This window comes from Nocardioides sp. WS12 (assembly GCF_014108865.1).
In the GTDB taxonomy this organism is placed as follows: domain Bacteria; phylum Actinomycetota; class Actinomycetes; order Propionibacteriales; family Nocardioidaceae; genus Nocardioides.
The window spans coordinates 326228-339678 of the sequence record NZ_CP053928.1; the positions used below are offsets into that span (position 1 = coordinate 326228).

Annotated in this window: 15 protein-coding genes; 9 read left to right on the forward strand and 6 right to left on the reverse strand. The window is 70.2% G+C overall.

Annotated elements, in window-relative coordinates:
- Nucleotides 1–2 precede the first annotated feature (2 nt).
- The 4 genes from HRC28_RS01480 to HRC28_RS01495 are packed head-to-tail and all read left to right on the forward strand — an operon-like array spanning nt 3 to nt 2663.
- The gene (locus HRC28_RS01480) at nt 3–596 is read left to right on the forward strand and encodes an NTP transferase domain-containing protein (RefSeq protein WP_237111653.1); all 594 of its coding nucleotides are present in this window, start codon (nt 3–5) and stop codon (nt 594–596) included.
- Nucleotides 597–634: 38 nt separating this feature from the next.
- The gene (locus HRC28_RS01485; RefSeq protein WP_182378327.1) at nt 635–958 is read left to right on the forward strand and encodes a DUF6457 domain-containing protein; all 324 of its coding nucleotides are present in this window, start codon (nt 635–637) and stop codon (nt 956–958) included.
- A gap of 60 nt (nt 959–1018) precedes the next feature.
- The gene (locus HRC28_RS01490; RefSeq protein WP_182378328.1) at nt 1019–1996 is read left to right on the forward strand and encodes an NAD(P)H-quinone oxidoreductase; all 978 of its coding nucleotides are present in this window, start codon (nt 1019–1021) and stop codon (nt 1994–1996) included.
- Nucleotides 1997–2030: 34 nt separating this feature from the next.
- Nucleotides 2031–2663 carry a bacterial proteasome activator family protein gene (locus HRC28_RS01495; RefSeq protein WP_182378329.1) on the forward strand — a complete coding sequence of 211 codons (633 nt, stop codon included), beginning with the start codon at nt 2031–2033 and terminating at the stop codon, nt 2661–2663.
- Between the two features lie 3 nt (nt 2664–2666).
- Here the strand turns inward: HRC28_RS01495 and HRC28_RS01500 are convergent, their stop codons facing one another.
- From HRC28_RS01500 to HRC28_RS01515, 4 genes are all read right to left on the reverse strand, one after another.
- Nucleotides 2667–3296, reverse strand: coding sequence for a hypothetical protein (locus HRC28_RS01500; RefSeq protein WP_182378330.1), 630 nt, complete (start codon nt 3294–3296; stop codon nt 2667–2669).
- Nucleotides 3293–4159: an HAD family hydrolase gene (locus tag HRC28_RS01505; protein WP_237111654.1), complete on the reverse strand. Its 867-nt coding sequence runs from the start codon at nt 4157–4159 to the stop codon at nt 3293–3295. The genes HRC28_RS01500 and HRC28_RS01505 overlap by 4 nt, the downstream gene beginning before the upstream one ends.
- Entirely contained in the window at nt 4152–5432 is a 1281-nt protein-coding gene (serS, locus tag HRC28_RS01510; RefSeq protein WP_182378331.1) for a serine--tRNA ligase, read from the reverse strand. The genes HRC28_RS01505 and serS overlap by 8 nt, the downstream gene beginning before the upstream one ends.
- A gap of 66 nt (nt 5433–5498) precedes the next feature.
- Nucleotides 5499–6482 (reverse strand): aldo/keto reductase, encoded by a 984-nt coding sequence (locus HRC28_RS01515; protein WP_182378332.1) that lies wholly within the window; start codon nt 6480–6482, stop codon nt 5499–5501.
- A gap of 56 nt (nt 6483–6538) precedes the next feature.
- Between HRC28_RS01515 and HRC28_RS01520 the strand changes: the two genes are divergently transcribed.
- On the forward strand, nt 6539–8116 hold the full coding sequence (locus HRC28_RS01520) for a YegS/Rv2252/BmrU family lipid kinase (protein ID WP_182378333.1): 1578 nt from the start codon (nt 6539–6541) through the stop codon (nt 8114–8116).
- Between the two features lie 77 nt (nt 8117–8193).
- On the opposite strand, the gene HRC28_RS01525 is transcribed toward HRC28_RS01520, so the two are convergent.
- Both HRC28_RS01525 and HRC28_RS01530 read right to left on the reverse strand, forming a co-directional pair.
- A complete protein-coding gene (locus HRC28_RS01525; RefSeq protein WP_202033191.1) occupies nt 8194–9147 on the reverse strand; it encodes a type IV toxin-antitoxin system AbiEi family antitoxin domain-containing protein in 954 nt (317 codons plus the stop codon).
- 143 nt (nt 9148–9290) lie between these two features.
- Nucleotides 9291–9689, reverse strand: a complete 399-nt coding sequence (locus HRC28_RS01530) for a DUF4446 family protein (RefSeq protein ID WP_182378334.1) — start codon at nt 9687–9689, stop codon at nt 9291–9293.
- 38 nt (nt 9690–9727) lie between these two features.
- On the opposite strand from HRC28_RS01530, the gene HRC28_RS01535 reads away from it, so the two are divergent.
- From HRC28_RS01535 to HRC28_RS01550, 4 genes are all read left to right on the forward strand, one after another.
- On the forward strand, nt 9728–10558 hold the full coding sequence (locus HRC28_RS01535; protein WP_182378335.1) for a prephenate dehydratase: 831 nt from the start codon (nt 9728–9730) through the stop codon (nt 10556–10558).
- A 32-nt stretch (nt 10559–10590) separates the two neighbouring features.
- A complete protein-coding gene (locus tag HRC28_RS01540) occupies nt 10591–11820 on the forward strand; it encodes an arginine deiminase (protein ID WP_182378336.1) in 1230 nt (409 codons plus the stop codon).
- Nucleotides 11821–11959: 139 nt separating this feature from the next.
- Nucleotides 11960–12337 (forward strand): cyclic nucleotide-binding domain-containing protein, encoded by a 378-nt coding sequence (locus tag HRC28_RS01545; RefSeq protein WP_182378337.1) that lies wholly within the window; start codon nt 11960–11962, stop codon nt 12335–12337.
- Between the two features lie 7 nt (nt 12338–12344).
- A complete protein-coding gene (locus HRC28_RS01550) occupies nt 12345–13382 on the forward strand; it encodes an adenylate/guanylate cyclase domain-containing protein (protein ID WP_182378338.1) in 1038 nt (345 codons plus the stop codon).
- The last annotated feature ends 69 nt before the right edge of the window (nt 13383–13451 follow it).

Consider the following 13451-nt stretch of genomic DNA (forward strand, 5'->3'; position numbering starts at 1 on the left):
GGGTGATCGAAGCCGGGCTGACAGGATTCGCCGCCATCGTCCTTGCGGGCGGGCGGGCGGTGCGGCTCGGTGGCGCGGACAAGGCGTCGATCGAGATCGACGGCCGGACGCTGCTGGACCGGGCGCTCGAATCGGTCATCGACGCCAGCGAGGTCGTGGTGGTCGGTCACCCGGTGCCGACCGACCGGCCCGTGACCTTTGTCCTCGAGGACCCGCGCCACGGAGGTCCGGCCGCCGGACTGCTGACCGGCCGCGATTCGTTGCTGCGCCGCTTCCCGACCCTGGCCGTCCTCGCGGTCGACATGCCGCACCTCACCGCCTCGACCTTCCGCCGCCTGCAGGAGGCCGCCGTCGGGCACGAGGGCGCTGCGCTGGTCGGGGCCGACGGTCGTCGCCAACTGGCCTACGTGCTCGAAACCGGCCGGCTCGACGCCGTACGACCGGACCGCGAAGCGCAGCACAACCTGTCCGTCAAGGCCCTGCTCGAACCCTTCGACCTGGCCGAGGTTCCGCAGGTCGGACGCGAGGCCCAGGACATCGACACCTGGACCGATCTGCGCGATGCGGCCTCGGAGTACGAGTCCGGATCCCGCTGACTCTTGTCAGCAGGCCGACTGAGGATCACTCTGGACGGGTGAACCTCCACGACTGGATCGATGAGTTGTGCGATGTCCTGGACATCGAGGCCGAGGCCGACGAAGGCCTCCTGGTTGACCTTGCCCGCATCGCTGTCGACAACGTGCACCCCGCAGCCGGGGTGGTGACGGCGTTCCTCCTCGGTTTCGCCGCTGGCGAAGGCGGTGCAGACCCCGACGAAGTGGAGGGGCTGGCCGGAAAGGCACAGGCGCTCGCCGAGGCCTGGGACCGCCCGGCCGGAGTGAGCGACGAGCCCGTCGTGGACGTCGAGGTCGACGAGCTCAGCGACGCCGAGTACGCCGATGAGGACTCCCTCGTCTGACCGAGCCGGTTGGCCTGGTCTGAGGCCCAGCGGACACGGAGCGGCTGACAGACTGGCGCCATGCGTGCCGTCACCCAGTCCGGCCCCGGGGGCCCCGAAACCCTGACCGTCACGGAACTGCCCGACCTGGTTCCGGGTCCCGGCGAGGTGCTGATCCACGTCGCCGCAACGGCCGTGAACCGTGCCGACCTGCTGCAGCGCCAGGGTTTCTACCCGCCGCCGCCGGGAGCATCGGACGTCATCGGCCTCGAGTGCAGCGGCACGATCGCCGCACTCGGCGACGGCGTCGAGACGTGGTCGGTGGGCGAGCAGGTGTGTGCGCTGCTGGCTGGTGGCGGCTACGCGAGCCAGGTCGTCGTACCGGCCGCCCAGGTGATGCCGGTCCCTGAGGGGATCGACCTCGTGACCGCCGCGGCCCTGCCCGAGGTGGCCTGCACGGTGTGGTCGAACGTCTTCATGGTCGCCGGGCTCGGCCCCGGCGACGTCTTCCTCGTGCACGGCGGCGGCGGCGGTATCGGGACCTTCGCGATCCAGCTGGCCGCGAAGACCGGTGCGCGGGTGTTCACGACCGCAGGCAGCGAGGAGAAGCTCGCGCGGTGCCGGGAACTCGGCGCCGAGGTCGCGATCAACTACCACGACGAGGACTTCGTCGCGGTGGTCAAGGAAGCCACCGGCGGTCGTGGGGCCGATGTCGTCCTGGACAACATGGGCGCGAAGTACCTCGGCCGCAACGTCGACGTCCTCGCCGACGAGGGTCGCCTCGTCATCATCGGCATGCAGGGCGGCGTGAAGGCCGAGCTCAACATCGCCCAACTGCTGGCCAAGCGCGGCGCGGTGATCGCCACCGCCCTGCGTTCGCGGCCGGTCGAAGGCAAGTCGCGGATCTGCGCATCGGTCGTCGAGCACGTGTGGCCGCTCGTCGACGACGGCTCGATCGTGCCCGTCGTCTCCGCCGTCCTCCCGCTCGACCGGGTGGGCGACGCACACCGGCTGATCGAGTCCGGCGACAGCGTGGGCAAGGTCCTCCTGACCCCCTGAACCCGGTTGGCCGAGTCGGGCTAGGTTTGGAGCCATGACCGAGAGCGGCGAAGAGCAGATCGTGGTGGTGGGACCGGACGGACAGCCGATCGGCACCGTCCCCGCCTCAGCAGTCCAGGCCAGCCAGGACACCGACGTCACCGACGTCACCAGTGGCGACGACGAGGACGACGACGGCGAGCGCTCGCTGGCCGACCTGGTCGAGCAGCCGGCCAAGGTGATGCGGATCGGCAGCATGATCCGCCAGCTCCTCGAAGAGGTGAAGGCCGCGCCGCTCGACGAAGCCAGCCGCAACCGCCTCGCCGCGATCCACCGGTCCTCCATCGCCGAGCTCGAGCAGGGCCTGGCCCCGGAGCTCGTCGAGGAGCTGGAGCGCCTTTCCCTGCCGTTCTCCGAGGACGTCACGCCCTCCGAGGCCGAGCTCCGGATCGCCCAGGCCCAGCTCGTCGGATGGCTCGAGGGGCTGTTCCACGGCATCCAGACGGCGATCTACGCCCAGCAGATGGCCGCGCGTGCGCAGTTCGAACAGATCCGTCGGGCCCTGCCCCCGGGGATGTCGATGGGCGGTCCCGAGCAGTCCCCCCTGCAGCCCGGTCAGCCCGGTCAGCCGGAGCAGCCCGGTCAGGCCGGTCAGGGCGACGAGCCCCGCGGCGGCATGTACCTCTAACGGTCAATAACGGTGGCGGCCGAGCCGGCTGATCAGCACCAGTCCGAGCACGCCGATCAGGCTGATCGCGCCACCCGGAGCCAGCAGCCGCCCGAGGTCGGGCGTGGAGTCGGCGTCGGCAGGCGGTTCGGCGAGCGCTGACGGCTCGGCCGGAACCGGGGGCACGGTGAGGTACTCCCGGAGCTGGGTCTCCATGGCCTTGTCGAGACCGGTCACGGCGGCGTAACCGTCGCACGCGTCAGCGCTCAGCTCGCCGGGCGTGCTGCCCTGCGTGAAGAAGAGGTAGCGGCCACCGACCTTCAACGTGCGGTCCGCGACCTCATCGGTGGGCGTGAACGTGACCTGCACGTACTTCCCGGCCGGGAGGTCACTCTTCAGCGGCACCTGGACGAAAACGCGGTGCGGGCTGGCATTCGCCGTCCCACCGCCGGGCAGGACACCCGGGAGGACGTTGTCGACGCGGCCCACGAACACGTCGTCGACCCCGGCACCGCGTTCGTAGACGGCCGTGCGGTCCGTGAGGGCGAGACCGCCGCACGCGCCGGGCATCGCCGGGGTCGCATGGGCCGCTGCCGGGAGCAGCGAGAACGACACGACCGCCAGGGCGGCAACAGCACGAAGGGGGAGCCTCACGCGCCCATCCCACCAGATCCGGGCGCGGGGAACCAGCGACCCAGCTCCACCGCGGCGCCGTCGTCCTCGACCGAGGCGGTGACGTGGTCGGCCACCGCCTTGACCTCGTCGACCGATTGGCCCATCGCCACACCCCGGCCGGCCCACTGCAACATCTCGATGTCGTTGCGGCCGTCACCGATCGCCAACACGTCGGCGCGATCGACGCCGAGCTGCCCGGCGACGTACTCCAGGCCGGAGGCCTTGGACACGCCCACGGGTGCCAGATCGAGCCAGGCGGTCCAGCCGACGACGTAGTCGGTGCCGTGCAGGCCCAGCCGGCTGGACAGCTGGACGAAGTCCTCCGCCGTGGCGTTCGGGTCGCGGATGATCACGCGGCTCACAGGCTGGGCGACCATGTCGGCCACCTCGGCCACCGTCGACGTACCGCCGAGCTCACCGTCGGGGAACGGCGCGGACACGAGGTAGCCGACGCCGCGCTCCTCGACGGCGACCAGCGCCTCCGGGTGTTCCTTGAGTACGGCGGCCACGGCTGCGCGTGCGTCGAAGGTGACCTCGTGGACGACCTCGATGGGCGGGTACCGCAGCACGACGGCACCGTTGGACGCAACGATCCAGATCTTCTCGCCGTGGCCGTGGAGGTCGAGCTGGTCGGCAACGGTGACCATGTTGGCCGCGGACCGTCCCGACGAGAGGACCACGTGGGCGCCGGCGTCGAGCACTGCCTGGATGGCGTCGTGGACGGCGGGGGTGACCTGCTCGTAGCTCATGCCGAGGCCCTCCACCCACTTGAGCAGAGTGCCGTCGATGTCCAGCGCCACGAGCTGTGGTTTCGAGGCTCGCTGCGCTCGCACCTCAACCACCGATCGGCTCCATGACCTCGAGGCCACCGAGGTACGGCTGGAGCGCCTTCGGCACCCGCACCGATCCGTCGGCCTGCTGGTGGGTCTCGAGGATCGCGACGATGGTGCGGGTGATCGCGGTCAGCGTGCCGTTGAGGGTCGCCACCGGGCCGATCTTGTCGCCGGTGCGGACCCGGGTGTCGAGGCGCCGGGTCTGGAAGTCGGTGCAGTTCGAGGTCGAGGTGAGCTCGCGGTACTTGCCCTGCGTGGGGATCCAGGCCTCGCAGTCGAACTTGCGGATGGCCGACGAGCCGAGATCGCCCGCGGCGATGTCGACGACGCGGTAGGCCAGTTCGAGCTTCTCGAGGAACTCCTTCTCCCACGCCAGCAGGCGCTGATGCTCGGCAGCAGCGTCCTCGAGGGTGGTGTAGATGAACATCTCGACCTTGTCGAACCAGTGGACCCGGATGATCCCCTTCGTGTCCTTGCCGTGTGAGCCTGCCTCCTTGCGGAAGCACGGGCTGAACGCGGCGTAGCGCAGGGGCAACGATCCGCCGTCGAGGATCTCCTCCGAGTGGTAGGCCGCCATGGCGACCTCCGACGTGCCGACGAGATACATCTCCTCGCCCTCGAGGCGGTAGACGTCGTCACCGCCACCCTGGTCGAGGTAACCGGTGCCCTCCATCGCGCTGCGGCGCACGAGCGAGGGCGCGATGACCTGCGTGAAGCCGGCGTTCCGAGCCTGGTCCATCGCCATGTTGACCAGCGCGAACTCGAGCTGGGCACCGACCCCGGTGAGGAAGTAGAAGCGGCTGCCGCTGACCTTCGCGCCACGCTCGAGGTCGATCGCGCCGAGGATCCGGCCGATCTCGATGTGGTCGCGTGGCTCGAAGCCCTCGGCCGCGAAGTCGCGCGGCGTACCGACCTCTTCGATGACGACGAAGTCGTCCTCGCCGCCGGCCGGGGTCTCCTCGGCGACCACGTTCGGGATCGCCTTGAGGGCCGAGAGCCACTCCTCCTCGGCGACGCCCTGGGTGGCCTCGAGCTCCTTGACCTCACCCGAGAGCGTCTTCACCTGCGCGAGCAGGGCCTGCTTCTCGTCGCCGGCCGCCTGGGCGACCTGCTTGCCGAACGCCTTCTGCGCCGCGCGCTTCTCCTCGAACGAGGAGATCGCAGCCCGGCGGGCACCGTCGGCGACCAGCGCCCGGTCCACGACGTCGGCGGACGCGCCGCGCTTGGCCTGCGAGGCGCGAATGCGGTCGGGCTCGTCACGGAGAATGCGCGGGTCGATCATGCCCTGAGGCTATCCGGCCCTGCCGACCGATCGCGCGCCGGTTTCGAGCATCGCCGGGTCTCGGCATCAAAAGGGAGAGATGGGCTCCGGTGCAGGGAAGATGGCGTCGAGGTCGGCGAGGTCCTCGGGCGTCGGGACCCAGGCACTCGCTGCGGCATTCGCCCACACCTGCTCGGTCGTCGTGGCGCCGGCGATCACCGAGGTGACGGGCTGCTGGGCGAGCAGCCAGCCGAAGGCCACCGTCGCCTCCGGTACGCCGCGGGACTTCGCGAACGCGGAGTACTCCTGCAACGGCTTCGACGTCGCCACGTCCAGCAGGTGCTGGCGGCTGCGGGTCAGACGCGAGCCCTCGGGCGCGATGCCCGAGGCGTACTTGCCGGTGAGGAGGCCGTTGGCGAGCGGGAAGTACGGCAGCACACCCAGCCCGAACTCACGAGCGGCAGGCAACACCTCCCACTCGGCGCGACGGTCGGTGAGGTTGTAGTGGTTCTGGGCGGAGATGAAGCGCTCGACGCCGAGCTCGCGGGCGACGTACTCGGCCTGGGCGATCTGCCAGCCGGACCGGTTCGAGTGGCCGATGTAGCGCACCTTGCCCTCGCGGACCAGGTCGCTGAGCGCCGACAGGGTCTCGTCGATCGGGGTGTTCGGGTCGGGCGTGTGGAACTGGTAGAGGTCGATCCAGTCCGTGCCCAGGCGGCGCAGCGAGGCCTCGACGGCGTTGCGGATGTAGCGGCGCGAGCCACGCGCACCGAAGTCGGCCCCGTTCGCACCCTGGGCGTCCATGCCGAACTTGGTCGCCAGGATCACGCCGGACCGGCGGGCGCCCAGCGCCACACCCAGACGCGTCTCGGACAGGCCCGGCGTCGCGCCGTACGTGTCGGCGACGTCGAAGAGGGTGATGCCCGCGTCCAGGGCGGCGCCGATGACCCGGTTGGTGCCCTTCTGTGTCTCCGTGGCGGTGCCCGGGCGACCGAGGTTGTTGCAGCCCAGCCCGATCGTGGAGACGACCAGGCCGGAGCGTCCGAGGGCGGCGTACGACGGGGTGCTCATGCCCCGACGGTATCGACCATGCCGATACCTGCGACGGGGTGTCCTAAACTCCGCTGGTGCTCGACCGACCTCGCCGGACTCCGCTCCTGGCCGCTCTCCTCTGCCTGGGCCTGTTCGCCGCGATCGCTGTCGCAGTCGCCGCCGAATGGTCCTGGCTGATCGACCTCGACCACCGCGGGGAGTCGACCGCCAACTGGGCCGTCGACCAGGCCTGGCTGCGCGACCCGCTGCGGGTGGTCGAGTTCCTGTTCGCCACGCCCGCAATGACGGTGCTGACCGTCCTGCTCGCCGGCTTCATGCTGTTCAAGGGCCACCGCCGCGCAGGCATCCTGATCGTCGTCGTCATGGTCACCACGGCGCTGGCGACGTACGGCACCAAGGTCCTGGTCGGCCGCGGCCGGCCCGTGTGGCAGGACCCGGAGTACTTCCTGCACTCCAACGCCTACCCGTCGGGCCACGCCTCCGGCATTGCTGCGTACGCCGGCCTGGTGATCCTGCTGGCGATCATGCTGATCCGCCGCAGCGGCATCCGCCGCCTGGTCATCACCCTGATGGTGCTCGTCGTGGCGGCCGTCGCCGCCGACCGGATCCTGCTGGGCCGCCACTACCCGAGCGACGTCGTCGGTGGCGTGCTGTTCGGCGCCGGCATCGTGCTGCTCGGCCTCGCGCTCTACAGCCCGCTGCCGCGCAGCCACGCCCTCAAGGCCGAGCCACTGCCGGCGGTCTTCCCCCGCGGCGGCAACCTCGCGGTGATCCTGAACCCGATCAAGGTGGAGTCCGTCGAGCAGTTCCAGTCGATGGTCAACCAGCTGGCGGTCGATTCCGGCTGGAAGGAACCGCGCTGGCACTTCACCACCGTCGAGGACTCCGGCACCGGCCAGGCCGAACTGGCGTCGGTCGAGGGCGCCGACCTCGTGATCGTCTGCGGCGGCGACGGCACCGTCCGTGAGGTGTGTGCCGAACTCGCCGGCACCGGCATCCCGGTCGGCATCGTGCCCGCCGGCACCGGCAACCTGCTGGCCCGCAACCTGCAGATCCCGCTCTTCATCCGGGCCGCGATCGACATCGCGCTGACCGGCCAGGACCGCGCCATCGACATGGTGTCCGTCGAGGGCGACGAGCTCGAGCCCACCCACTTCATGGTGATGGCCGGCATGGGCTTCGACGCCGCCCTCATGGAGGGCGTCAACGAGGACATCAAGAAGAAGGTCGGCTGGATCGCCTATGTGCTGTCCGGCCTCAAGGCCCTCATGTTCCCGACCATGAAGCTCGAGATCTCCATCGACGACCTGCCCTTCACCAAGCACCGCGCCCGGACCTGCGTCATCGGCAACGTCGGCAGCCTGCAGGGCGGCATGATGCTGCTCCCCGACGCCTCGATCGACGACGGCCTGATCGACGTCGTGGTGCTCTACCCCCGCCGGTTCCTGAGCTGGATCCCGCTCGTCGCCCGGGTGCTCACCCGCCGGGAGCAGAACGCCGGCGAGGCCGTCGTACGCATGACGGGGCGGAAGGTCGTCGTACGGGCGTCAGGGGACGTGCCGCGGCAACTGGACGGCGACACGATCGGCGCCGGCGCCGAGCTGCGGATGGAGTGCATCCACGGGCGCGTGCTGGTGCGGGTTCCTCGCTAGCCGTTGCTCATCAAGCTGCGAACCTCGTTGACCTGCGCTGAGCACTCACCTGGTGCGTGCTGAGAGCAGGTCAACGATCAAGGGCAACGCGGACAACGCTGAAGCACGCCGTTCCAGCCGCGGCGTTGCAGGATCGTGGCGATCCACCTAGCAGTACGACACCCGTCGTTGAAGACGAGTCCGTACGTCACCCGCAACGTCACCGCTTCGCTGACCGCTCGTTCGGCGAGGTCACGTCGAGCGTCGACGTCGCGGGCCTCCGGCGAATCGTGGAAGGCGCGACCGTCCGGCTCGACAATGACGCCGAACTCCTCGTAACGGACGTCCTGGACCGTCTTCCTGCCGGTCGCATGGCTTGCCTGCTGACGCCGCGCACGAGGCAGTCCGTGTGCCCGCTCGACCAACTGGAGGTAGCCGCGCTCGAGCACCGAGTTGGCGCCGTGCTCGACGTCGTCGATCATCCCCGCGATCAGCGCACGACGGGTGACCCTCGCGCGGTGGGCCAGGGCCGAGCGCAAGATGGGGGGACCGACCTCGCGGGTGTAGCAGGCGCGGGTCAGCGCGGCGTATGCGCCGGCGACGTCACCTGAGCGAATCCGAGACTCCATCACGTCGACCGTGGCGTGCTCCGGCGCCATCCGGGGCGGCCGACGACGCCAGTCGACTCGTGTCGCGAGATGCGCGGTTCGGTGGACAACGACGCCAGCCATTCGCCGGACGGTCCGGTCCGGACCGACGCACACGTGCACAACCGGCGGGTCGCCCCCGGGCATGGCTGACTCGTGGCTCAGCGCGGCGGGAGCGCACGTGAACAGCGCCACCCATTCTCGCTGGGCACGGGTCAGGCGGCCGGTGTGGTCGACGTACACGCCGGGGCAGGGCGCGGTCAGCTCCCGGCGCCGCACCATGCGGGCAATGTCGTGGTCGGTCGCGCCCAGAGCCAGCAGTTGCTGGCGCGAGACGACGCCGTGCTGTTCGCGCACGAGCAGTTCCTGCAGGCCGGGGTGGGTGAACTCGAGGTGACGCGGCATGGGGGGAGGTTGGCATCGCATCGCGGCTCCGACCAGCCCGAGCGCCCCGACCTGTGGACGGGAGCGTGAACGACGTGCACTGACCTGCGCTGAGCACTCACCTGGTGCGTGCTGAGAGCAGGTCAGCGATGTCGACGAGTTGCCTACGAGCGCGCCATGCGCGCGTGGGCGACCGCTTCGGTCTCCTCGGGCGACAACTCCTGCTCGCTGCTCCACCCGGCGACCGACTTGGCGTAGGTCCGCGCCTCGTTGCGGCCCCGGATCGACGTCAGTACGACGCCGTCGCCACCGTCGTCGACGAGGGCCAGCGACCACGACAACCGGCCGCCCATCTCGTCGAACGCGTCGTACCGGACCACGGCGAGATGCCGCAGCGCGCCCACCGCTTCGGCACGCAGGGCGGCCACCTCGCGGCGCAGGCCAGCAGCGTCGGCAGGCAGGTCGTCGGCACCGGCACCGGCCCGCTTGGTCCCGTTCCTCAGGGCCACCACGAGGGCTGCGAGGGCGACGACGAGAGCGAGGATCGAGAGTGCGACGGCCATGGCGACGAGCGTAGGTGTTCGGCCACTACCCTTTGCGCATGGCTCGTATCGCGTACCAGGGGGAACCCGGCGCCAACTCAGACATGGTGTGCCGTCGGCACTACCCGGAGGCCGAGGCCGTCCCGTGCGCGTCGTTCGAGGACGTCTTCGCGGCCGTGACCAGTGGTGACTGCGACCTGGCGATGATCCCGATCGACAACTCGATCGCCGGGCGCGTCGCCGACATCCACCACTTCCTGCCGGACTCCGGGCTGCACATCATCGCGGAGCACTTCCTGCGGATCCAGTTCACCTTGATGGCCACCGCGGACGCGTCGTTCGACACGATCAAGACGGTCCACAGCCACGTCCACGCGCTCGGCCAGTGCCGCAAGATCATCCGCGAACTCGGCCTGACGCCGATCATCTCCGGCGACACCGCCGGCGCCGCCCGCGAGGTCGCCGAGGCCGCCGACCCGCGCCAGGCCGCGATCGCACCGCCGCTGGCCGCGGAGATCTACGGCCTGCAGATCCTCCGCGACGACGTCGAGGACGAGGACCACAACACGACCCGCTTCGTCGTACTCTCCCCCGAGTTCATCGCGGCCCCGCAAGGCAACGGTCCGGTCGTCACGAGTTTCGTCTTCAACGTGCGCAACCTCCCGGCCGCGCTCTACAAGGCGCTCGGCGGGTTCGCGACCAACGGCATCAACATGACCAAGCTCGAGAGCTACATGGTCGGCGCGGAGTTCGCCGCGACCCAGTTCCTCGCCGAAGTCGACGGCCATCCGGACGACCCCGAACTCAAGCGGGCGCTCGAAGAACTCGCGTTCTTCACCACCGACATCAAGATCCTCGGCGTCTACCCCGCCGATCCGTTCCGGCGCTGACGCGCCCGGCAGCGCACGCCTAGGGTGGGCGCATGGTGAACCCTGCCGCCCACGGCGCCGACAGCGAAGTCGGTCGTCTGCGTACGGTCCTGCTGCATCGTCCCGGACCCGAACTGCAGCGGCTGACCCCGCGCAACAACGACCGGCTGCTCTTCGACGGGATCCCGTGGGTCGCCCGCGCCCAGGAGGAGCACGACGCCTTCGCCGAAGCGCTGCGCAGCCACGACGTCGAGGTGCTCTACCTGACCGAACTGCTCACCGAAGCCCTCGAGGTGTCGGCCGCCCGGGCCGCGGTGATCGACACGACCCTCACCGGGCCCAGCGGTCGCGACCTCGGCGACCCGGTCCGCGAGCACCTGCGTGCGATGTTCCGCGCCGCCACGCCCGAAGAGCTCACCCACCTGCTCACCGCCGGCGTCCGCAACGACGAGGTCCGCTCCGGCCTGGCCAGCGGCACGCTCGTCACGTCGCTGCTGTCCGACGACACCTTCCTGGTCGACCCGTTGCCGAACCTGCTCTTCACACGCGACTCGTCGTTCTGGCTGCCCGACCGTGTCGCGGTCACCTCGCTCGCAATGCCCGCCCGGCGCCGCGAGACCCAGCTGACCGAGCTGATCTACCACTACCACCCGCGCTTCGCCGGCACCGAGCGGTTGCACGGCCACCACCTCGAACACGTCGAGGGCGGCGACGTACTGCTCCTCGCACCGGGGGTCATCGCCGTCGGCGTGGGCGAACGTACGACGCCCGCAGGTGCCGAGCGGCTCGCGCGCCAGGTGTTCCGGGCCGGTCTGGCGACCACCGTCCTGGCGGTCCCGATCGCCCAGGAGCGCGCGACCATGCACCTCGACACCGTCTGCACGATGGTCGACGTCGACAAGGTCGTGATGTACCCGAACGTCGCCGACCACCTGACGGCGTACGCCGTGACCGCACGCGAACCCGGTTCGACCGTGATCGACGTGGCCCCGCCCGAGCCGTTCCTGGTGGCGGCGGCGAAGGCGATGCAGATCGACACCCTGCACCTCATCGACACCGGCCTCGACCCGGTCACCGCCGAGCGCGAGCAGTGGGACGACGGGAACAACACACTCGCCCTCGCACCGCGTCTCGCCGTCGCCTACGAGCGCAACGACGGCACCAACGCGCGGCTCGAGGAGGAGGGCATCGAGGTCATCCGGATCGCGGGCTCCGAGCTCGGGTCCGGCCGCGGTGGTCCGCGCTGCATGAGCTGCCCGGTGGCGCGCGACCCGCTGGGGTAACCCCGCTGGCCGGGACACGTTGTGACAGGTAATCCCGCGAGGCTCCCGCTGGGAGCCGGGGACGACTAAGGTCACCAGCAGCACATGGGGAGCCGGACGCCGGCGAAATGTCAGGGTCAGGCACAGCGAAAGGGTCAGCATGGCAACGTTCTTCGAGCACTTCACGCCGCAGGAGATCGCGCGGATCAGCGCGACCGGGCGGCGCGTGAAGCTCCCCCAGGGCTGGTCGCCGATCTGGGAGGACACCCCCGCCGACAAGGCGTACATCCTTCTCGCCGGCACCGTGTCGGTCCGACGCGACGGCGTCGAGATCGCCCAGTTGGGTCCCGGTGAAATCGTCGGCGAGGCCGCGATCGTCGGCCACTCGCTGCGCACCGCCTCCATCGTCGCGCTCACGCCCCTCGACACCATCCACCTGACCGACGAGACGCTGACGCAGCTCGACGCCGAGTGGCCCACGTTCCACGCGGCGCTCGTCGAGGTCGCCCAGTCGCGCTTCGGCAACGACGCAGGCTGATCGACTCGTGAATTCGCCGGATGACCCCGCCGGAGACGGCGGGGTCATTGGTGCGCTCGAGGAGCACCTGCTCGGCGAGCGTCCCCAGTTCAACCGGGCGCAGGTCGCCGAACAGTCCGGCGTACCCACCGTCATCGCCGAGGAACTGTGGCACCTGCTGGGCTTCGCCCACGTCCCCGATGACGCCGTGGCGTTCACCTCCGCCGACGTCGAGGCAGTACGGCTGGCCAGCCAACTGATCTCCGTCGGCGTGCTCAGCCCGGACCGCCAGGCCGGCCTGGTCCGCACCTGGGGGCGCAGCTTCGCCCGGCTCGCCGACTGGCAGGTCGCCCTGCTCGCCGACGTCGCCGTCGAGAGCGGCGCCGATCCGACCAACGGCCTGCTCGCCATCTCCGACGAAGTGATGCCGCTCGTCGAGGAGCTCCAGAGCTACGTCTGGCGTCGGCACCTGCTCAGCGCGAGCGCCCGGATGCTGGCCGAGACCGGTTCCGGAGCGTCCACGACACTGGCCGTCTGCTTCGTCGACATCGTCGGCTACACCTCGCGCTCACGGACCCTGACCGACCGTGAACTGGTCGCCTGGCTCGAGGACTTCGAGACGACGGTGCTCCGCCTCGCCGTCGACCGCGGCGGCCGGATCATCAAGAACATCGGCGACGAGCTCCTGATCGTGGCCGAGGACGCCGTGGCCATGGCCGAGATCGCCGCCGAGCTCACCCGCCGCGGCGCCGACCACGACGACCCGTTCCCTGCGGTCCGTGCCGGCATCGCGTACGGCGACGTGGTGACTCGTCTTGGCGACGTCTTCGGGCCGACCGTCAACATCGCCGCCCGGCTCACCTCGATCGCCCGGCCCAACTCCGTGCTCGTCGACGAGGGCGCCTACGAGGCACTCTCGGGACGGACGTCCGACGACGACCACGACGATCCGGCAGCGACCCACCACCCGGCGACCGACGCGTCGTCGTACCGCTTCCGCCGGCTGCGGAGGGTGTCGGTCAAGGGCTACTCACGCCTCCACGTCTGGGCCCTGCAGCCCAGCTGACCGCGAAGTGCGTGGGTTTCTTGGTCGAAGTGCGCTGGTTTCTGCTTCGAGGTGCGGCAGTTTCTCGCA